Annotated in this window: 19 protein-coding genes and 1 riboswitch; of the genes, 17 read left to right on the top strand and 2 right to left on the bottom strand. The window is 39.7% G+C overall.

Annotated elements, in window-relative coordinates:
• Positions 1-367 precede the first annotated feature (367 nt).
• From T356_RS0113765 to T356_RS19545, 3 genes are all read left to right on the top strand, one after another.
• Complete coding sequence (locus T356_RS0113765; protein WP_155839042.1) at positions 368-1768, top strand: DUF5677 domain-containing protein; 1401 nt, start codon at positions 368-370, stop codon at positions 1766-1768.
• The gene (locus tag T356_RS0113760; RefSeq protein ID WP_026514978.1) at positions 1737-2795 is read left to right on the top strand and encodes a hypothetical protein; all 1059 of its coding nucleotides are present in this window, start codon (positions 1737-1739) and stop codon (positions 2793-2795) included. Before T356_RS0113765 ends, T356_RS0113760 begins: the two co-directional genes overlap by 32 nt.
• A 71-nt stretch (positions 2796-2866) precedes the next feature.
• Positions 2867-3199 (top strand): hypothetical protein, encoded by a 333-nt coding sequence (locus T356_RS19545; protein ID WP_051563450.1) that lies wholly within the window; start codon positions 2867-2869, stop codon positions 3197-3199.
• A 77-nt stretch (positions 3200-3276) separates the two neighbouring features.
• Here the strand turns inward: T356_RS19545 and T356_RS19540 are convergent, their stop codons facing one another.
• Positions 3277-3555, bottom strand: a complete 279-nt coding sequence (locus T356_RS19540) for a metallophosphoesterase (protein ID WP_051563449.1) — start codon at positions 3553-3555, stop codon at positions 3277-3279.
• Between the two features lie 235 nt (positions 3556-3790).
• Between T356_RS19540 and T356_RS19535 the strand changes: the two genes are divergently transcribed.
• The 9 genes from T356_RS19535 to trpA all read left to right on the top strand — a co-directional run bounded on the left by T356_RS19535 (position 3791) and on the right by trpA (position 12602).
• On the top strand, positions 3791-4000 hold the full coding sequence (locus T356_RS19535; RefSeq protein WP_197020920.1) for a hypothetical protein: 210 nt from the start codon (positions 3791-3793) through the stop codon (positions 3998-4000).
• 93 nt (positions 4001-4093) lie between these two features.
• A complete protein-coding gene (locus tag T356_RS0113740) occupies positions 4094-4771 on the top strand; it encodes a hypothetical protein (protein WP_026514977.1) in 678 nt (225 codons plus the stop codon).
• 1117 nt (positions 4772-5888) lie between these two features.
• Complete coding sequence (gene trpE, locus T356_RS0113735) at positions 5889-7355, top strand: anthranilate synthase component I (protein WP_026514976.1); 1467 nt, start codon at positions 5889-5891, stop codon at positions 7353-7355.
• On the top strand, positions 7355-7921 hold the full coding sequence (locus tag T356_RS0113730) for an anthranilate synthase component II (RefSeq protein ID WP_026514975.1): 567 nt from the start codon (positions 7355-7357) through the stop codon (positions 7919-7921). The genes trpE and T356_RS0113730 overlap by 1 nt, the downstream gene beginning before the upstream one ends.
• 148 nt (positions 7922-8069) lie before the next feature.
• Positions 8070-9086, top strand: a complete 1017-nt coding sequence (gene trpD / locus T356_RS0113720; protein ID WP_026514974.1) for an anthranilate phosphoribosyltransferase — start codon at positions 8070-8072, stop codon at positions 9084-9086.
• A 6-nt stretch (positions 9087-9092) separates the two neighbouring features.
• Positions 9093-9875 (top strand): indole-3-glycerol phosphate synthase TrpC, encoded by a 783-nt coding sequence (trpC, locus tag T356_RS0113715; protein WP_026514973.1) that lies wholly within the window; start codon positions 9093-9095, stop codon positions 9873-9875.
• A 36-nt stretch (positions 9876-9911) separates the two neighbouring features.
• Entirely contained in the window at positions 9912-10532 is a 621-nt protein-coding gene (locus T356_RS0113710) for a phosphoribosylanthranilate isomerase (RefSeq protein ID WP_026514972.1), read from the top strand.
• Positions 10533-10651: 119 nt separating this feature from the next.
• On the top strand, positions 10652-11842 hold the full coding sequence (gene trpB, locus T356_RS0113705; protein ID WP_026514971.1) for a tryptophan synthase subunit beta: 1191 nt from the start codon (positions 10652-10654) through the stop codon (positions 11840-11842).
• Positions 11835-12602 carry a tryptophan synthase subunit alpha gene (gene trpA, locus T356_RS0113700; protein ID WP_026514970.1) on the top strand — a complete coding sequence of 256 codons (768 nt, stop codon included), beginning with the start codon at positions 11835-11837 and terminating at the stop codon, positions 12600-12602. Before trpB ends, trpA begins: the two co-directional genes overlap by 8 nt.
• A 129-nt stretch (positions 12603-12731) precedes the next feature.
• On the opposite strand, the gene T356_RS0113695 is transcribed toward trpA, so the two are convergent.
• Positions 12732-13610, bottom strand: coding sequence for an EamA family transporter (locus T356_RS0113695; protein ID WP_026514969.1), 879 nt, complete (start codon positions 13608-13610; stop codon positions 12732-12734).
• 175 nt (positions 13611-13785) lie between these two features.
• Here T356_RS0113695 and T356_RS21325 point away from each other — a divergent pair, with 175 nt between their 5' ends.
• From T356_RS21325 to T356_RS0113670, 5 genes are all read left to right on the top strand, one after another.
• A complete protein-coding gene (locus T356_RS21325; RefSeq protein ID WP_026514968.1) occupies positions 13786-14229 on the top strand; it encodes a helix-turn-helix domain-containing protein in 444 nt (147 codons plus the stop codon).
• Complete coding sequence (locus T356_RS0113685; protein WP_026514967.1) at positions 14216-15394, top strand: hypothetical protein; 1179 nt, start codon at positions 14216-14218, stop codon at positions 15392-15394. The genes T356_RS21325 and T356_RS0113685 overlap by 14 nt, the downstream gene beginning before the upstream one ends.
• A 234-nt stretch (positions 15395-15628) precedes the next feature.
• Positions 15629-16864 carry a right-handed parallel beta-helix repeat-containing protein gene (locus tag T356_RS0113680; protein ID WP_026514966.1) on the top strand — a complete coding sequence of 412 codons (1236 nt, stop codon included), beginning with the start codon at positions 15629-15631 and terminating at the stop codon, positions 16862-16864.
• Positions 16865-17033: 169 nt separating this feature from the next.
• Positions 17034-17107: riboswitch (cyclic di-GMP riboswitch) on the top strand.
• A gap of 229 nt (positions 17108-17336) precedes the next feature.
• The gene (locus T356_RS20535) at positions 17337-18152 is read left to right on the top strand and encodes a VanW family protein (RefSeq protein ID WP_051563448.1); all 816 of its coding nucleotides are present in this window, start codon (positions 17337-17339) and stop codon (positions 18150-18152) included.
• Positions 18153-18423: 271 nt separating this feature from the next.
• Complete coding sequence (locus T356_RS0113670) at positions 18424-20169, top strand: ABC transporter ATP-binding protein (protein WP_026514965.1); 1746 nt, start codon at positions 18424-18426, stop codon at positions 20167-20169.
• Position 20170 lies beyond the last annotated feature (1 nt).

Raw genomic sequence — 20170 nt, 5'->3', positions numbered from 1 at the left:
GAGATGCGTCTTGGAATCGAAGTTCGATAGCGGTTTCATAAAAATCGATGTATTTGATATGAAAGTCGATAAAACCCTATGTTTACAGGACTTCGAGAATGCTTAACTTCATGTATCTTGATGAAACTAATATAAAAGCCGATGTTAAAATGGCGTAAAAATGGTGTAAAGTGTAACTACCACTGAGCTCAATACAACGAAAATAATGCCTGTTGGAGATTTAATCTTCAGCAGGCTTTTGTATAATTAGAGCTAGTTGTTTGTTAGTTATAATATTGTATTTAAAGGAGCTCTAAACGTGGAGTATACAAAATTATCTTCATACAGATTCACGAAAGGAAAGTTCATATCGCCTTGGAATGAGTTTATGAGTCCTGTTGATGATAACAAATCATGGACTTATGGAAGATTACCCGAGTATATATGGATAGCTTTGATATTTCATAAATATGGTAGACAAGAGGGATTTAGAAGATTAAGTCCTATTTTACGTGCCATAAAGGAAAAAACTTCATTAACACATATTAGAATGTCCGATATTTTGTTGGCTAGTGAAGCCGAAAAAGAATGTGTTTTTACTGCTTTGCTTGACTATGTAGGCATAGATTGTATGGCACCGTTGACAGTAGTTATATCGGGTGAAATTGATTCTATGTTTGCTTTAAAATTTAGTAATAGCATGCTGATTGATGAAAGAGTAAAGATAATTCAAGATTGTATGAAAAAAGTAATGGGACATAATTCAAAAGGTGCTACGGATATACGATATGTTCCACTGGTCTATAGTCTTATTTGTGGAAAATTGCATATGAAAAAAGAGCAGGGGGATTTATTGTTTAAATATCAGTTTGAGCATAATTCTGCTGAAGAGATGGAGCTGATAGGAGCTTTGATTCGTTCATGTGAATTAGTTCTTTTATCAAATGAAAAAGCAAATGATGATTATATAAATGTGTTTTGGAATGCGATTAGTGAATTGACGGAGTGTGATTTATATATTATGGGGTTTGATAAAGAAAAAGAAGATACAAAAAAGTATTATGAACTAGTAAAAGATATATTTTATTATTTTCAGCAATTATATGAGGCATGTGACCCACTGGACAAAAGAATGAAAGTCCTTCTTGGCATAGCAACTTATTCATTTAAACGACTTGAAGAAGCGGAAATGCATAACCTTTATAATGCCATATCTGGAAGGTCAATCATTCGAAGCATGATTGAAAACTATATCATGATGAAGTATATGGTGATGCTTGAAAAGGATAATTCATCCATTTGGGATGAATTTGAAACATATGGTATAGGGCAATATAAGTTAGTGTTGGCTAGACATAGAGAATGCGAAAATAAGCGTGAAGCTCATGTGGATACGCATATTTTGGAGGCTATTGTTAATGAGTATAAATTTGAAGAATTTCAAGATATGGATACTAGATATTTTAAAAACGATAATATCAGAGAGAAAGCTAGCAAGGTCGATGAAAAGGATTTGTTTGGTTTATATTATGATTATGATTCAGCTTTTGAACATGGTTTATGGGGGGCGATTAGAGAAAGCTCAATGTTAAAGTGTGACAATCCAGCACATCAATATCATTGCGTTCCTAATGTTAATGAGGAAGTGACATTAAAAAGTATTTTTAATGATTGTGTTTACGTAATGAATAAAACAATTCATTTTTTGGATTCGGTATATGGCGTTCCTGAATCGAAGATTGGAGAAATAGACAACTATGAGCACACACTTGTTGGAGAAACAAATTAAAGAAATACAATCACAGTACTTGGATTTGCTGAAATATACATTACCAATGTTAGAGGATGAAAAGTATGTTACAGTGGCACTAGATTCGATCTCCTTATTTTGGCATAAAAAGAAACCAGTAATAGATATGTACTTGCAATATGTTGTTAAGGAAAGGAATGCAGTATTTTACACTGCAGCAACCTATTTTGATGTTGAAAACGGGGAACAATATCCATTTATCTTAATGGGGGATGTTCATATATTTGATGATCCATTGGGAAAGTATTGTGAGATTTGTCATAGATGGAGCGAGATGCCTAAGGCTTTTACAGAAAAAGTTCCTGTATGTGCAAAAGACAATATTGATATATTAGAAAAATGTGAAGGGCTAGTAACGGTACTGCCTTTACGTAGTATGGGAAATACAATCGAAGAAGCTGAACTTATTAAGATAGGAGAGAAGGCATTTATTGAATTTTTCGATAATATAACTAATTTGGATGATTATTTTAAGACGTGTATTACGGTAGAAGATGTAAATAATCATTTTAAAGATGAATATAAAGATGTTGTATGCCTTTATGAAAATGATGACATTAGCGTAAATTTCAAGGCGAGAGTGGAACAAGCCATTGATATAACAAGAACACTTATGGGAGAGGGGTACACGCAAGGAGAATATTTTTATTTTTCCTTTTTCGGACCTTTGCAACAGGCAATTGACGTATTGTTGGTGTCTGCTACATATCAGGCGACACCATTAATTCGATATCCAGTTGCTTTACATAATGCGTTTTTACTTTTGCCCAATTTTTATGATGGTAATTGTAAAGATGTAATGGCTAAAATATACACATTTAATTACTTATATAAGATGTTTGATCAGTCTATTTATTATAGTGAGCCTTTAAGTGCATTTTATGATAGTGTAAAGGGGTTTTCGCTTGAAACAAAGGCACTTTCTTGCTATAAAGATGACAATCCTAAACAGACGTTGGAAAGCTTACATACTTTGTTAGAGGACTTTAAAAAGTATAAAATATGATATTCTTGGGGGGATTATGGTTCAAAGAATTATTGATGATATAAGGTGCATTAGACCATGACTTATACTATGTGGCATTAAATTCTGCATTAACTCTTCCAGATATATGTGGTAAGGCGGAGTTCCCAAATGAACCAAGTGTAGGAAAAAGGTATATCGATTGGTATAACAAAGAAATGGGATATGCTGAGAAAAATCCGCATCAGACTGCAGACGAAGCGATGCCGTATTTGTCTGGAGAAGTAATGTATAGTTTACGGTGCTCTCTTTTGCACTCGGGGATTCCGAATGTTGATAATGAGCAGCTTAAGAAAAAAGGTGAGTTACCCATAGATCATTTCACTTTGAAAATAGAGAAAAAGAAAGATTATGACATCTATAGCGATTCTAGTGAAATAAGGTAAGCGCGCAATAATCCGGTGGGTTGTAAAACAACCTTCTCTCTTTTATCTTTAGATTATATGTGATGTAGCTAATTTAGTCAGCAACGCTGGCAAAACATTTTTTTATTCGTATCATGGTTTCCCAATATAAGGTGAATCTCACCGTTTAAGCCGTTTATTGTATCAAGTATGAATTCTTCGTCCGTTCCCAAAAAGAAATCACCCAGGAAATATACTTGATCGTTGCAGCTTATAGCATTGTTCCAGTTATTTATTATTGCGGTATTCATTTCTTGGATGTTATTAAATCCGCGTACTCTGTAAATGAATTCGCGGTCGTGGTTAAAATGTGTATCAGCTATGAAAAAAGTCTCCATATAGCGTAAATTCTCCTTAGTTGCTATCTGAGTTGAAAAAATGTAACATTATGATTAACGGCATATCATGCGAGGTAATGATTTTCAACGAGAAGAGAGTATTGAAAAAACGGATTAAATGTATGCGTGCAAAGTGGAGAAAGTACGATGAATTTTTTTACAAGTGTTTCGATGCGATTGGGAGATTGAATGGCATGACGAGGAAATTGCTATTTTGTCGCATTGGGATTGCACTGTGGGAAATCTCGAGAATCTGCTAAACAGCAAAGCTGAAGTGAGAATGCCGATTGACAGTTTTTTGCGTGAATGGAAGAAATTGCTGGGTATTGTAATTGACGGACTAAAGTGTAACGGCTATGAGGTCAAAGAGTTAAAGGGCATGGAAGAACTGGTCTTCGTATATGAAAAGATAACTGATGTGGGAGCTCTTTATCGTAAGGGATAAGAGCACATATTATGGGAAAAGAAGAATTCTCCAAATGGAAGATTAAGTGCGCTTATATTTATATAAAGTGTGGAAGGATGAAATTATTTAATAATGGTTTATCAGTACAGGGTACATAAGAAGGTTAAATTTAGCAGGGAGGATCGGATAAATGCGGGGAAAAATCCTGTGTGGGAAAAAATAGCAGGTGCGATGTATTGGTATTCAATAATTGTTTCTGCTATATTATTTGCGTTTCTGGCTATATATCCTATTACTGTAGCATTGATAGCAGAAGAGTATTGTTTGTTTGCTTTTTACTGTGTGGTTATTCTACTGCTCACAGGATTGATTGTGCTGGTTTGTTTGTCTACTTCGGAAAGAAATGCAACACTTACTTTGAGCGAGACGGAAGCTCATTTTGAGGAAGATCCCGTTAGAGGGAAATGTTTTTGTAAGTATACTGTTAGCTATGATAGGGTTTGCAAAGTTTATCATACTGATATATGTCCGCTTGAGCTGACACCTATGGTAAAGAATCGTAAGAATCCCGTCTATGATAGAGAATTATGGCAGTTTTATAACGGAAGCTATATAGTTGCGGAAGGTAGTTGCGATAATCCGTTATTTGGCGCGGTGTACAATGAAGAAATGTGGAATGTTCTTAAGAAATACTGCAAAAATGCAACATTTTATACCAAAGAAGAATATCTGGCATACATAGATAAAAAACGCGAATTGGATCGCAAGCATGACGAGTATAGCAAAAAATATGATGGATTTGTAAATTGAAGGGGAAACTGTTGAATGCATAAAAATTCTTGACACATACATGTTATTGGTATAACATCTTTTTTAATATAATAATTAAACCGTTGAAGCGGAGATAACGGCAATGATGCCAACACAGAGAGTCTGAGATGCTGAGAATCAGACATGAAACAAGTTGTCAAATGGACCGCTGAGGGCGTAGTGAAAAGTGAAAAGTGAGATAGAAAATCTTTGATTTTCGTCATAGAACTTTGTTCCGTCGAACGGAGTGAGGGCGGAACTTCCAATGAAAATGATTTTCGTCATCGAACTTTGTTCTGGCGAGTGCGAAGCACGAGAGCAGAACTTCCGATGAGTTTTTAGCATAAATATTCACCCAGTATTCTACGACGTAAGGCATGCGTAATTTGCCGGAGATATGTTGGTATCTCGCTAAGTTGCATGGTAACACATGAATTCAAGGTGGCACCGCGGATAAAGTTTAAGTATTCGTCCTTGATAGAGTATAGGCTCTATCAAGGACTTTTTTGTTTGATAGGAAATTCCTATCAAACAAAAAAAGTCCAAATGATTAATAGATCACATGTCCACAGATAAGAATTATATAAGTGATACCGATTATCTGTGATTTTAGGGAATATCTAAGAGTGAATTAGAGAAAAACACAGATAGAAAATGTAAATCGAATATCAATTATCTGGAAAATTCATTGAATATCCGAAGAAGATAGCTGAAAAATACAGATAAGAAATGCATAATCTATGCTATTTATCTGTGTTTCTAAGATGAATCTTGGAGAAAAGCACAGAAAATTCCAGATAATAAATGCATAAAGTTAGCTATTTATCTGGAATTATATGGATTATCTCGGAAAAGATTGCGGAAAATCCCAGATAAAAATAACAAAAGCTAAGTTTTTATCTGGGGATGATTGAGCTTTGTTTATATGCCGGCATTACCAGAGTAAAGCGTAGTAATCCATATATAACTAAGCCACTATATAACGCAAAACATAGAGATATGTAAATTATGAGAAAAGGTTTGCACGTGTTTGGCACAATCTGAGCAAAAATTGTACATATATGCCTTTTGCAGCCACAGCGCAGACCGCATGCACATATACATAGGAGGAAGCAAGATGCAAATTTTACCAGAGTTTGAGGAAGTGAAGAAGATAGCGTCAGCAGGTGATTACGATGTGATTCCTGTAAGCTGCGAACTTTTGTCGGACTTCATTACTCCGATCGAAGCTATGAGAAAACTTAAGAACGTATCGACTCACTGCTATATGCTTGAGTCGGCGCAGGCTGATGAGACCTGGGGAAGATATACATTTATGGGATATGATCCCAAGATGGAGATAACATGCAAAGACAATGAGCTTGTTGCAGGAAACCTCAAGGTAACAACGGATAAGCCTGATGCATACCTTCGGGATATCCTCTCAAAGTATAAGAGCCCGAGATTTGATTACCTTCCTTCTTTTACAGGCGGACTTGTCGGATATTTCTCTTATGACTACTTTGGATACTGCGAGCCGACTGCCAGATGCAATGTAGAGGACACCGACGCATTCAAGGATCTGGATCTTATGCTCTTTGATAAAGTTATCGCCTTCGACAACGTAAGACAGAAGATAATTCTTATCATAAATATCAAGACAGAAGGCAACATTGAAGAGAATTATAACAATGCCAAAGAAGAACTTGGAAAGATAAAAGATCTTTTGTACAAGGGAGAAAAGAGTACCGAAAAGCCCGGAAAGCTTCTTGGCGAAGTGACACCTCTTTTTACCAAAGAAAAATACTGTGACATGGTTGAGAGAGCTAAGGATCATATCAAAGAAGGCGACATCTTCCAGATAGTCCTTTCAAACAGGCTCTCGGCCGACTACGAAGGAAGCCTTCTAAATACATACAGAATGCTCAGAACGATCAATCCCTCGCCCTATATGTTCTATTTTTCCGGAACAGATGTGGAAGTTGCGGGAGCATCACCTGAGACATTGGTAAAACTTGAAAACGGCGTGCTTCATACATTCCCTCTTGCGGGAACAAGGAAAAGAGGCGAGACCGAGGAAGAGGACAAGGCCCTTGAAAAAGAGCTTCTTGCGGATAAAAAAGAACTTGCAGAGCACAACATGCTTGTTGACCTTGGAAGAAACGATCTTGGCAAGATAAGCGAGTTTGGAAGCGTAGAAGTTGAAAAGCTCCACGAGATCACAAGATACTCACACGTAATGCACATCGGTTCAACGGTGCGCGGAGTTATAAGAAAAGAGTTCGATGCCATAGATGCGGTAAATGCGGTACTTCCCGCAGGCACACTTTCTGGAGCACCCAAGATCAAGGCATGCAAGCTTATCGGAGAACTTGAGAACAACAAGCGCGGAATTTACGGCGGAGCTGTTGGATATATAGATTTTACTGGCAACATGGACACATGTATCGCCATAAGGATAGTTTACAAGAAGAATGGCAAAGTGTTCGTTCGAAGCGGAGCCGGCATCGTAGCCGATTCCAATCCGGAGAAAGAGTTTGAGGAGTGCCTCAACAAGGCAAAGGCTTCACTCAGAGCACTTGAGCTTTCGCAGGAGGTGGAATAATGGTCTTACTGATAGATAACTACGACAGCTTTTCATATAACCTGTATCAGATGATCGGTGAGATAGAGCCTGACATCAAAGTAATCAGAAACGATGAACTTACAATTGATGAGATAAGGGCGCTTAAGCCTGACAGACTTATCATTTCACCAGGTCCCGGAAGACCTGAAGATGCGGGAATAATCGTAGAAGCTGCAAAAGAACTTGGAAGAGAAATCCCTACACTTGGCGTGTGTCTCGGCCATCAGGCCATCTGCATGGCGTTCGGAGCTACGATAACATATGCAAAAGAGCTGATGCACGGCAAAGAATCGACAATATCTTTTTATGCGGAATGTCCTTTGTTCAAAGGGCTTCCCGAAAAGGTGAGCGTGGCAAGATATCACTCACTTGCAGCAGATGAAAAGACAATGCCTGAGTGCCTTGAAGTTGTCGCAAAGACAGACGACGGCGAGATCATGGCAGTTCAGCACAAAGAGTATCCCATATACGGAGTGCAGTTTCATCCCGAGTCGATAATGACTCCCGAGGGAAAAGAGATGCTTAAGAACTTTATAAGTACATAATTCGTCGATCATATGTCATTTACAGCAAGATATGACATCTTAAATGAAATTACAGAAATCCGCACTAGCTGCGGATTTCGTGAGAACATAGATTATCTAAAAAACTATGTAATGGAAAATATAAAAGATATAACAGGAGGCAACAGCAATGATTAAAGAAGCAATAGTAAAGATCGTAAACAAAGAAGACCTTACATATGATGAGGCTTATGCAGTAATGAATGAGATCATGGGAGGAGAGACAACACCTACACAGAATGCAGCTTTTTTGTCAGCTCTTTCCACAAAGTCAGCAAAGGCTGAGACAACAGATGAGATCGCAGGTTGTGCAGCAGCTATGAGAGACCATGCGACCAAAGTTGACACCGGAATGGATATCTTCGAGATCGTAGGAACAGGCGGAGACAACGCTCAGAGCTTTAATATTTCAACTACATCTGCACTTGTTGCGGCAGCAGGCGGAATGAAAGTTGCAAAGCACGGAAACAGGGCGGCTTCTTCAAAGTGCGGAACAGCTGACTGTCTTGAGGCACTTGGCGTAAACATTCAGCAGGATCCCGAGAAATGTATCGAACTTTTAAAGGAAGCAGGAATGTGCTTCTTCTTTGCCCAGAAATATCACACGTCAATGAAGTATGTAGGCGCAATCAGAAAAGAACTCGGATTCAGAACGGTGTTCAACATCCTCGGCCCCCTTACAAATCCCGGATCACCCAAGATGCAGCTTCTTGGTGTTTACGATGAGTATCTCGTTGAACCCCTTGCAAGAGTTCTTGTAAGCCTCGGAGTTGAGAGAGGTATGGTAGTTTACGGACAGGACAAGCTCGATGAAATCTCACTCAGCGCTCCAACAGCAATCTGCGAGATCAGAGACGGATGGTACAAATCATATGTTATAAAGCCTGAGGATTTTGGCCTTACAACATGCAAGAAAGAGGAACTTGTAGGCGGAACACCTGAAGAAAATGCCGAGATCACAAGAAAAATCTTAAAAGGCGAAAAAGGCCCCAAGCGCGATGCGGTTCTTTTAAATGCGGGAGCATCTCTTTACATCGGCGGAAAAGCAGATAGCTTCGAAGCGGGAGTAAAGCTTGCGGCGGAGCTAATTGATTCAGGCAAAGCTTATGAGACACTTGAGAAACTTATTGAAGTAAGTAACAGGTAAATGACTATGACTATTTTGGATGAACTCGCGGCATATGCGAGAAAAAGAGTTGATATAGCCAAAGAGACGGTTTCTTTGGAAGAAGTAAAGCAGAAGGCACTTGCGATGCCCAAGGGAGATTTTCTTTTTGAAAAGAATCTTAGAAGGGATGATATTTCTTTTATCTGCGAGTGTAAAAAAGCTTCTCCTTCAAAAGGAATAATTGCTGAGGATTTTCCTTATCTGGAGATTGCAAAAGAGTACGAGAAGGCCGGCGCTGACTGCATTTCCGTATTAACAGAGCCAAAGTGGTTCCTGGGAAAAGATGAGTATCTTAAGGAAATTACAGATACTGTAAAGATTCCCTGCATCAGAAAAGATTTTACGGTAGATGAGTACATGATCTACGAAGCTAAAGTACTCGGCGCTTCGGCGGTGCTTCTCATCTGCTCGATCCTTGATGATGCGGCTATAGAGAAGTATCTTGGAATATGTAACGACCTTGGACTTTCTGCTCTTGTCGAGACTCATGATGAGGAAGAGGTCAAAAGAGCCGTCGCGCTCGGAACTTCCATAATTGGAGTAAACAACCGCAATCTTAAGGACTTTAGCGTTGATACTTCAAACAGCGAGAGGCTCAGAAAGATAATCCCTTCAAGTTCGGTCTTTGTTTCCGAAAGCGGTGTAAAGACGGCGGAAGATGTAGCAAAGCTTAGAAAAATCGGCGCGGATGCGGTACTTATAGGCGAAACGCTGATGAGAGCAGCAGATAAGAAGGCTAAGCTTGATGAATTAAAGGGAATTCTATGATAACTCATGGAAGTTTGGCTCAAGAAGGAAGATTTCATGGCGGTAAATAAAATATATAAGCGCCCCAAGATAAAACTTTGCGGGCTTTCATCGGTTTCGGATATAGAAGCCGCGAATGCTTTAAAGCCCGAGTTCATTGGCTTTGTCATATGGGAAAAGAGTAAGAGAAATGTAAGTAAAGATAAGGCAGCAGAGTTAAAAGAGCTTCTGGATCCGGACATAAAGGCTGTCGGTGTTTTTGTCGATGAAGATGCGAAAGTTGTCGCAGATCTTCTAAATAATGGTATTATAGATATCGCACAGCTCCACGGAAGTGAAGATAACAGCTATATTGCAAAGCTTAGGAAATTGACGGATAAGCCCGTTATCAAGGCGTTTCAGGTTAAGAGTAGCGGCGATATTGCGGATATCGAGAAATCGGATGCCGACTATGTGCTTATCGATTCCGGTCAGGGAACCGGAAAAGCGTTCGACTGGAAGATACTTGAAGGGATAAAAAGAGATTTTTTCCTCGCCGGAGGGCTTGATCCCGATAATGTTGCGGAAGCTGTGAGGGCTGTGGCGCCCTATGCGGTTGATGTTAGTTCAGGTATAGAGACGGATGGCAAAAAAGACAGAATCAAGATGGAGAGATTTGTCGGGAACGCAAGAAATTAGTATGAAGACACGATGACAATCAGATAAATAAATTGCGAAAGATCTATCGTATCAGCACGCTAATGCGCAGGAATCTGCGATTATATGAATAAAAAACATTTTTTGTGAAAGGATGTACCATGACCAATAAAAATGGACGTTTCGGTATACACGGCGGACAGTATATACCCGAGACACTTATGAATGCAGTAATAGAGCTTGAAGAAGCTTACAATCATTACAAGAACGATCCTGAGTTCAACGCAGAGCTCACAGAGCTTTTAAATGAATATGCGGGAAGACCTTCACGCCTTTACTACGCTGAGAAGATGACAAAGGACCTTGGCGGAGCAAAGATCTATCTTAAGAGAGAGGATCTCAATCATACCGGCTCTCACAAGATAAATAACGTTCTCGGACAGGCTCTTTTGGCCAAAAAAATGGGAAAAACAAGGCTCATAGCTGAGACAGGCGCCGGACAGCACGGTGTTGCGACAGCTACGGCTGCAGCTCTTATGGGAATGGAATGTGTTGTATTCATGGGCGAAGAGGATACGAAGAGACAGGCTCTTAACGTGTACAGAATGAGACTTCTCGGCGCAGAAGTTATCCCTGTTAAGTCAGGAACTGCAACACTTAAGGACGCCGTTTCAGAGGCAATGAGAGAGTGGACTTCAAGAATTGACGATACGCACTACTGCCTCGGATCTGTCATGGGACCTCATCCGTTCCCAACAATAGTAAGAGATTTTCAGTCTGTTATCTCTAAGGAGACTAAACAGCAGATTCTTGAAAAAGAGGGAAGACTTCCCGATGCTGTTATTGCCTGTGTCGGCGGCGGATCAAACGCTATCGGAAGTTTCTATAACTTTATAGAAGATAAGGAAGTCAGGCTTATCGGCTGCGAGGCAGCAGGACGCGGAATCGATACTTTCGAGACTGCAGCGACCGTCAATACAGGAAGAGTGGGAATTTTCCACGGAATGAAGTCATACTTCTGCCAGGATGAGTACGGCCAGATTGCGCCTGTTTACTCGATATCCGCAGGACTTGATTATCCCGGTGTCGGACCTGAGCACGCATACCTTCATGATATCAAGAGAGCTGAGTATGTGCCTGTGACTGACGACGAGGCTGTTAATGCTTTTGAATATCTTTCACGCACAGAGGGAATCATCCCCGCAATTGAGTCTGCTCATGCGGTTGCCTATGCTATGAAGGTCGCAAAAGAGTATGACAAAGACAAGATCATCGTTGTAACAATCTCGGGAAGAGGAGATAAGGACTGCGCAGCAATCGCTCGCTACAGAGGGGAGGATATCCATGAGTAACATTAAGAAAGCATTTGAAAACGGCAAGGCATTCATCGCCTTCATCACATGTGGAGATCCCGACCTTGAGACCACCAAAAAAGTTGTTCTTGAAGCATGCAAAAACGGTGCAGATCTTATAGAGCTCGGAATACCTTTTTCCGATCCCACAGCCGAGGGACCTGTAATTCAGGGTGCAAATATCCGCGCGCTGGCAGGAGGAGTTACTACCGATAAGGTTTTTGATCTTGTAAGGGAACTCAGAAAAGAAACAGATGCACCTTTTGTGTTTATGACATATGCAAACGTAGTATTTTCATATGGTTCTGAGAAATTCATCTCGCTCTGCAAAGAGACGGGCGTAGACGGAATAATACTTCCCGATCTTCCGTTTGAGGAAAAAGAGGAGTTTTCTCCTGTCTGCGATAAATACGGAGTGGACCTTATTTCGCTTATCGCGCCTACATCAGAGAACAGAATTTCAATGATCGCTAAAGAGGCACAGGGCTTTATCTACATCGTATCAAGTCTTGGCGTAACGGGAACCAGATCTGAGATTAAGACAGACCTTGATTCTATCGTAAAAGTAATTCGTGAGAATACCGATATTCCATGTGCTATAGGCTTTGGAATATCAACACCTGAGCAGGCAGCAAAGATGGCGGCGATATCTGACGGCGCTATTGTTGGTTCTGCGATAATCAAGATTCTTGAGAAGTATGGAAAAGAAGCTCCGAAGTATGTCGGGGAGTACGTAAAATCTATGAAAGAAGCGCTGTGAATAAGCTTTGCATAGTTGACGCAAATTATTTTAATACTTTGATAAGTGCTCTGCACGAAAAAAGAGGACTTGCACTAATTTAATCACTTAGTGCGAATCCTCTTTTTGTTAATGGAAAAACTATATTGTTTACTGCCCAATCATGCTTATTACAAGACCTACGAGTATGATAGCCGCACAAAAGATCTTGTAGCCGATATTTTTTTCCTTGAAGATAAACTTTCCGCATATGATAGAGACGATGCAGGCGGATTGTTTAAGTAAAGTCATTATTATGACCTTCGAATCAGCGTAAGAATTGGCGATAAACAGCGCTTTGTCCGCAATAAAGAACAGGAAACTGAGTATCCAGATCCAGCCGTTCTTCCACACGGAAGAACTTATCTTGATGCGTCTTACGACAAAATACATGCCGTAGAAGATCACAAGATAAAACATGTACCAAAACTGAAGCTGAGAAGAATTGATATCCTTCATGTATATTTTATCGAGGCATCCGGATATCGCATTGCAAATACAGGAAGCAAGTACCATCCATACATATATGGGTGGTATTTTTTCTGCCTTGTATGTTCCGAGGGTGTCGGAACGCTTTTTCATTTCGGGATAGATCTTTAAGAACAAGAGCCCGAAGAGTATGAGTAGAAGGCCGACAGTTGAATAAATTGAGCCTTTTTCTTTTAACACAAATATTCCGAACGCAGTTGAAAAGAGAATCCTTGAGAGGTCAAGAACTCCGTATAAGCTGATGGGGATATTGTCAAGTGCCTTAAACGAGCATATCCACGCTATGAATATTACAAAACTCTTTATCGCGATCAGGAAAAAATATTTCGGAGGAAATCCTTTAAATGCCGCGGGCGCCTCCGGTATGCAGAATAAAAAAGTAAGGAAGGTATATACAAAAAGCACTTCCATTACGGTATTTTTTGTCAGCGCTTTCTTTTTTACAACATCACGGAATCCCTTTACTATTCCGTAGAATAAGACAAGTCCTATCCAGAGCATTTCTTTGATATCTCCTTTATTAACTGAGTGAATCGATAGTGCAGACGCACCGATTTTTGATTATAGCACTTTTGGGATTTTATGGAAAAAATTTATAATAGGAAACTTGTTTTTTGATTTATAACATTATATTGTTATAATATAACAGAATAATGTTATATAAGGAGCGGGCGTTATGAATGAAAATTTTATTGAGGCAGTAAAAAAGTCAAATAAATCACAGTACAAAATAGCGAAAGAGAGCGGAGTTCCGTTCTCGACGATAAATGCATTGTTTAATGGCAAGCAGAGTGTAAATAATTGCGCGACGGTTACTATTCTTAGGTTATCTGCGGTGATTGGAGAGGATTTCTTTTGCCTGCTTGATCCATATCCGCTTCTTGATAATACTTGCGGTGAATATAAGGGAATTAAATACATGTGGAAGAACTGCAACGGTTCCATGCAGCTTAATTTTGATTACAATGGTGAGCATGTTGTTATTGATACGGGACTTAAGCTTAATTTACCAAGTAAACAAACTGAGTATCCGACCATCGCTGAGTGGAATATAGACAGATTTCTTCAGGGAAAAAGATTTGAAGCATATGCAAAGGAGCTTTCCAATGTTCGAAAATAATATGATCTATGAACTTATGCATAAGGACAAAAAAGTTGGACTTGTTGAAATTGATGTTGCGGGAAATCTGACTAATTTTGCGACATATATTTCTGAAGCGGTACCTTTTTTGGGGACCGCCGATCTAAATAAGATGAAGATATGGTGGAAGCAAAGAGCTATTCCGGGTTCCAGAAAGCTTATGGATGAAGTGATTAAGAATTCAGGTTGTGCCAGCTCTTCCGAATATCTGGCTAAAAATCTCGGATTATCAATGACAGATTCGTATTGGGTATGTCCTGTGGATATGAGCTTATCTTGGGACAAGGTAAAACTACGAAATCAACTTGGCATAAATGAAGGATTGCTTCCTTATCATGATGAGGTTTCATATGATCCGAATGCCTCACTTGGTGGGCAGATGGAAAAATACTGGGATCTTAATGCAGAGGCACCTAAACTTGTTAAAACATCACTGACGCATAAGGGACAGCAGGGCGTAAATGAGGCGTTTGCTACGCTCGTACATGAAAGGCAGAATAGCAAAATGCCTTTTGTGAGATATGAAGTTTTACGTTTAAATGATGAACAAACGCAGAGTACCTGCGACTCTTTTACCTCGGATAGCTTAGAATTTATTCCTGCATATGAAGTTGTGGAGTCGCAGAGTATTTCTAATGAAACGGCTTTGTATGATGGATATATAAACATTTGTGCAAGTAACGGAATTGACAGAGATGTTATGCAAGAGTTTATGGATTATCAGACTTTGACTGATTTTGTAATCAGCAATACAGATGAACATCTTTATAATTTTGGTGTATTAAGAGATGCGGAGTCATTAAAGCTTATAGATCCTGCGCCGATATTTGATTCCGGAAACAGTATGTTTTTCTCGGAAGAGAGAAAAAAGCCGTTCTCAAGGATAGAGCTTCTTCAAAGAAACATAACAGGATTCTATAAGTCTGAAGAGAAGGTTCTTCTAAAGGTAAAAAACAAAAAAATTGTAAAAGAGGATTTTCTTCCCGATAAGAGAGAAGTGCTTGAATTTTATATAGATAACGGAATTCCGGAGGAAAAATCTGAATTTATATCTGAATGTTATGGCGTGAAGGTTGAACTTCTACATGAGTTCCAGTGTGGGAAAAAGATATCACTTTATAATGAAAAGAATAAAGTGAAGTAATGACTATATGCAAGCATTTATTTATGCTTTTAGAAGAGGCGGAAATTTGAAAAACGGACCATATCAATGTACGGATTGTGGAGAAACGGTTAAATTTACAATTGAAAATAATATCTAAAATTGAAATGTGGTTTTAAATGATATGTTTTGATAATTTTATAAGGCATATGCGGATGAAAATCTCATGCAAGGACATTACAATATTATTAACAAAAAGATTGGGGATATTTTTGCATGAGAGATTTTTTTATTAAGTTTAAATACGCGTTGATCACAGCATTTTGCTTATGTTTATTTATTAAGTTTGATTGCTGTGCTTATGCGGCAGACTGGTACGTTTCTCCGTCGGGAAATGATTCAAATGCCGGTACATCTACGTCTTCGCCTTTTAAGAGTTTGATGAGAGCGCAGGATGCGGCTTCTTCGGGAGATACCGTTTATATTATGGGCGGTACGTACAATGACTTTGCTATTGCGGCTAGGGACAACAATTATAACTATGTAAATGAGTTTACGAAGAGCAATATTACTTACAGAGCTTATACTTCCAAGGATGTACCTGTCTTTGATTTTTCGAGAGTGCCCACGGATAAGAGAGTAGCGGCATTTCATATAAAGAGCGGAGTAAAAGGAGTATATTTTCTTTGCTTTAAAGTTACGGGAGTTCCTGTAGGAAATCAGAAGCAGTCCGAGTGCTTTAGGGTTGAGGGAAATGCAACATTCAATCAGATAACATGTTTCGATGCACAGGCAAACGGTTTTTATTTCTGCAATAACGGAAGCGGAGAGTGCATAAAGTGTGACGCCTATAATCTCAATACTCCAAATCGCACATCCAATTCAAATACCGATGGATTCGGAGCGCATGGACAGAGTGTTGCTTTCAGGCAGTGCAGGGCATGGGCTTGCGGCGATGATGGATTTGACTGTATTACATCAAAAGGTGCAAATACTTTTGAATACTGCTGGGCTTTTGATATGAGAAAAGGCGGAGATTCAAATGGATTTAAGATTGGCGGCTACGGAACGGGAAAAGTCCCGAATACAGTTCCTGTACATACAGTAACTCACTGCATCGCAGTAAATAATGCTTCCAATGGATTCTATGCAAATCATCAGCCCGGACAGTCGGCAAACTGGACCAATAACGTTGCATACGGTAATTCAGGAAGCAATTACAATATGCTTGAGAGAGTCAGCCCGAGTGATTCGAAAGATATCCCGGGAACAAGAGAGTTCCTCAGATGCAATATTTCTTTAAACGGTAAAGTTTCCAATGTCGGAAAGGGAACAAAGGTTGGAAGCTGCTCATGGAACAGTGCTTATACTTGCACCAATGATGATTTTGAAAGCCTTGATGCTTCTCAGCTTTCTGCACCCAGAGGCGCAAATGGAGTGCTTCCCAATATCAACTTCATGAAGCCTGCCAGAGGAAGTGACCTTGAAGGTATTGGGTATTACGTAAATTGATATAGAAATTTTGCTCAAATTTTCTTTGATTTCCGGTTATCGGTTTAGCGTTTTGACAGTCTTAAATTTTTCATGAATAATTACGTGATTTAGTATGGACTTTAGATATACCATGGGTTATAATTACTCTGCTTTCACGAAAAAAGAACTATATATAGATAAATATGTGAATATTTGTAGGCAAAGTTAGAGAAATCTAATGACGCAAAGCTATAGGGTCCGAAAGGATAGCCAGTTGCAATTGAACTGATAGCGATGCGTAAGCATCGCTTTTTTATTTGATAGGAAAATCCTATCAAATAAAAAACGCTCCGCTATGGATGCGACCGATGCGCAGAAGTATTATGCAAGCTAAAGCTTGCGCACATCGACGCGCAAAGAGTTGCAAAGCAACTCTTCGTTTTCAAACAACAGCGATCCTGGTGAGAACCCCATATTTACTTAGACTAATGAAAAAGGAATTAAGATTGACATGAAAAAGAAAAGACTTGCTATGGCAATCGTATTGCCAATGATCTGCGTATCAATCACCGGAAATGGTAATGTAAAAACATCTGAAGAAGTTTCTGTACATATGGAAGAGACATTTACTGAATGTGAGCAGGAAGTTATTACAGAGACAATTGAAGCTCCCGCAGTAACAGAGAATACTGCCGAGGCTACTGCTGAAACTACTGTAGCTCCCGAGCAACCTGCAATTGAAGCACCTGCTCCCGCACCTGAAGCTATAGCATGGGCAAGCATCGGTCATGAAGATATTGTTTTGTACCCTGCTAATGAGGATTCCAACAACGTAAATGCAAGAGTTGCATGCGGCTATATCAACGGACGCATCGTAAAGCCCGGAGAAACTTTTTCATATGCAAATACTATCGGAAGAGGAACACCTCCTGAAAAAGGATATGTTATAGCTCATGTTGTAGGTGGATATGACTACGGCGGAGGCGTATGCAAGATAAGCAGCGCTCTTTACCATGCGGCAAAGAATGCAGGCTGCAAGATTGTTGAAAGACATAATCATTCACAGCCTGTAGACTACTATGCACAGGGAGATGATGCAGCTATTGCATACAGAACAAGAAAAGATTTCAGATTCAGAAATGTATTTGATCATGATGTTATGATACAGGCAGCTTATGATGAAACAGGATATCATCTTGATATTCTTGCTCCTCAGCCTGCAGCACCTGTTGCTCCGGAGCCCCAGCCCGAAGCAGTACCGGAAGCTCCCGCACCTGCGCCTGAAGCTGTTCCGGCACCTCAGCCTGAAGAAGCACCTGTAGCTTAATTAGTATGATAGGTTAATTAAAAGCACCGTCTTTCCCAGATATGGAAGATGGTGCGTTTTTATTTGATAGGAAATTCCTATCAAATAAAAAACGCTCCGCAGTGATGCGCAGCTCGCGGTAAGGAATATATTGCTTACGCAATCCGCTCGCGCGCTAGCATTTCGCGAGCGAAATGCTCTTTTTAGTCTATTAAATAACTATAAAATCGATTGAACACAATTTATTTTGGTTATATAATACTTGATTGGAGATTACTATAGGAGAGAGGCTATGATAAAGACACTAGGTAAAGAACTAAAAGAATATAAGCTCGTATCTATTTTGACGCCGATATGTATGATCGGTGAAGTTGCGGCGGAGATGATAATACCCAGACTTATGGGCGATATTGTTGATAATGGAGTAAACGGTGGAAATATGGCATATATTTTCAGAGTGGGTATCATGATGCTGGTGATCGCTCTGTTTGGACTTGCTGCCGGAATTGGAGGAGCATATTACGGATCAAAGGCTTCCACGGGACTTGCAAAGAACCTTAGAAAAGCCATGTTTGATAATATTCAGACTTTTTCTTTTTCCAATATAGACAAATTCTCGACATCAGGCCTTGTAACAAGGCTGACTACCGATGTCACCAATATTCAGAATGCATATATGATGCTTCTTAGAATGGCTATGAGAGCACCTGCGACAGTTGTATTTGCTATGGTAATGTCATTTGTGATAAATCCAAGACTTGCGACGATATACCTTGTTGCTGTAGGTATTCTTGCTGCGTTCATGGTTTTGATCATGAGTAAGGCAACAGTTTATTTCAAAGAAGTTTTTGAAAAATATGACGGACTTAATGAGAGCGTTCAGGAGAACGTGTCTGCTATCAGGGTTGTAAAGGCTTATGTTCGTGAAGACTATGAGAATGATAAGTTCAAAAAAGCTGCGGGCAATATCTACAACATGTTTGTAAGGGCCGAGATGAACGTTATTAAGATGGGGCCTATGATGACAGCAACCGTTTATGCATGTATACTTCTTATCAGCTGGGTGGGGGCACATATGATCGTTGCGGGAAGCCTTACAACAGGTGAGCTTATGGGACTTCTTGCATATTGCATGAATATTCTTATGAGCATGATGTTCCTTGCTATTATCTTTGTAATGCTCACAATGGCGCAGGCAAGCGGAAAGCGTATTGCGGAAGTTTTGGAAGAGACACCCGATATCACAAATGCGTATAAGCCCGTTATGTTTGTGGCTGATGGAAGCATCAGCTTTGAGCATGTTAATTTTGCATATAATACGACTTCGGAAGAGCCTGTGCTAAAAGATATAAATATTGATATCAAACCCGGTGAAACAATCGGAATTATCGGAGGAACAGGTTCCGCTAAGTCTTCTTTGGTCAATCTTATCAGCAGACTTTACGATGTAACGGATGGTGTCGTTAAAGTTGGCGGAGTTGATGTAAAAGAGTATGATATGACGGCGCTTAGAGATCAGGTGTCCGTTGTGCTTCAGAAGAATGTTCTTTTCTCCGGAACCATATTGGATAACCTCAGATGGGGCGATAAGAATGCGACAAAAGAGGATTGCATAAGAGCCTGCAAGATGGCTTGCGCAGATGAATTTATAGAGAGAATGCCTGATGGCTATGAAACATTTATAGAGCAGGGCGGATCGAATGTTTCAGGTGGTCAGAGGCAGAGACTTTGTATTGCCAGAGCACTGCTTAAAAAGCCCAAGATTCTCATACTTGATGATTCAACCAGTGCTGTTGACACTGCTACGGATGCCAAGATCAGAAAGGCATTTGCAGAGGAGATTCCCGGGACGACCAAGCTTATCATTGCACAGAGAATTGCTTCGGTTCAGGATTGCGACAGAATAATTGTTATGGATGACGGTCAGGTCAGCGGATTTGGGACACATGAGGAACTTCTTAAAAATAACACTATTTACAGAGAAGTATACGAATCGCAGACCGGTGGTGCGAATGCGGATTTCGATAAGCAGGCTTAAG

Source organism: Butyrivibrio sp. LB2008, from assembly GCF_000621565.1.
GTDB lineage: Bacteria > Bacillota > Clostridia > Lachnospirales > Lachnospiraceae > Butyrivibrio.
Note: the sequence above shows the minus strand (reverse complement) of the source record. Positions and strands in the feature narration are given on the sequence as shown.

Bases quoted from the DNA above. Each gene is read 5' to 3' on its own strand.
- T356_RS0113765 (WP_155839042.1), top strand. From the start codon at position 368: ATGAGTCCTGTTGATGATAACAAATCATGGACTTATGGAAGATTACCC.
- T356_RS0113760 (WP_026514978.1), top strand. From the start codon at position 1,737: ATGAGCACACACTTGTTGGAGAAACAAATTAAAGAAATACAATCACAG.
- T356_RS19540 (WP_051563449.1), bottom strand. From the start codon at position 3,555: ATGGAGACTTTTTTCATAGCTGATACACATTTTAACCACGACCGCGAA.
- T356_RS0113740 (WP_026514977.1), top strand. From the start codon at position 4,094: ATGGTTTATCAGTACAGGGTACATAAGAAGGTTAAATTTAGCAGGGAG.
- trpE (WP_026514976.1), top strand. From the start codon at position 5,889: ATGCAAATTTTACCAGAGTTTGAGGAAGTGAAGAAGATAGCGTCAGCA.
- T356_RS0113730 (WP_026514975.1), top strand. From the start codon at position 7,355: ATGGTCTTACTGATAGATAACTACGACAGCTTTTCATATAACCTGTAT.
- trpD (WP_026514974.1), top strand. From the start codon at position 8,070: ATGATTAAAGAAGCAATAGTAAAGATCGTAAACAAAGAAGACCTTACA.
- trpC (WP_026514973.1), top strand. From the start codon at position 9,093: ATGACTATTTTGGATGAACTCGCGGCATATGCGAGAAAAAGAGTTGAT.
- T356_RS0113710 (WP_026514972.1), top strand. From the start codon at position 9,912: ATGGCGGTAAATAAAATATATAAGCGCCCCAAGATAAAACTTTGCGGG.
- trpB (WP_026514971.1), top strand. From the start codon at position 10,652: ATGACCAATAAAAATGGACGTTTCGGTATACACGGCGGACAGTATATA.
- trpA (WP_026514970.1), top strand. From the start codon at position 11,835: ATGAGTAACATTAAGAAAGCATTTGAAAACGGCAAGGCATTCATCGCC.
- T356_RS0113695 (WP_026514969.1), bottom strand. From the start codon at position 13,610: ATGCTCTGGATAGGACTTGTCTTATTCTACGGAATAGTAAAGGGATTC.
- T356_RS21325 (WP_026514968.1), top strand. From the start codon at position 13,786: ATGAATGAAAATTTTATTGAGGCAGTAAAAAAGTCAAATAAATCACAG.
- T356_RS0113685 (WP_026514967.1), top strand. From the start codon at position 14,216: ATGTTCGAAAATAATATGATCTATGAACTTATGCATAAGGACAAAAAA.
- T356_RS0113680 (WP_026514966.1), top strand. From the start codon at position 15,629: ATGAGAGATTTTTTTATTAAGTTTAAATACGCGTTGATCACAGCATTT.
- T356_RS20535 (WP_051563448.1), top strand. From the start codon at position 17,337: ATGAAAAAGAAAAGACTTGCTATGGCAATCGTATTGCCAATGATCTGC.
- T356_RS0113670 (WP_026514965.1), top strand. From the start codon at position 18,424: ATGATAAAGACACTAGGTAAAGAACTAAAAGAATATAAGCTCGTATCT.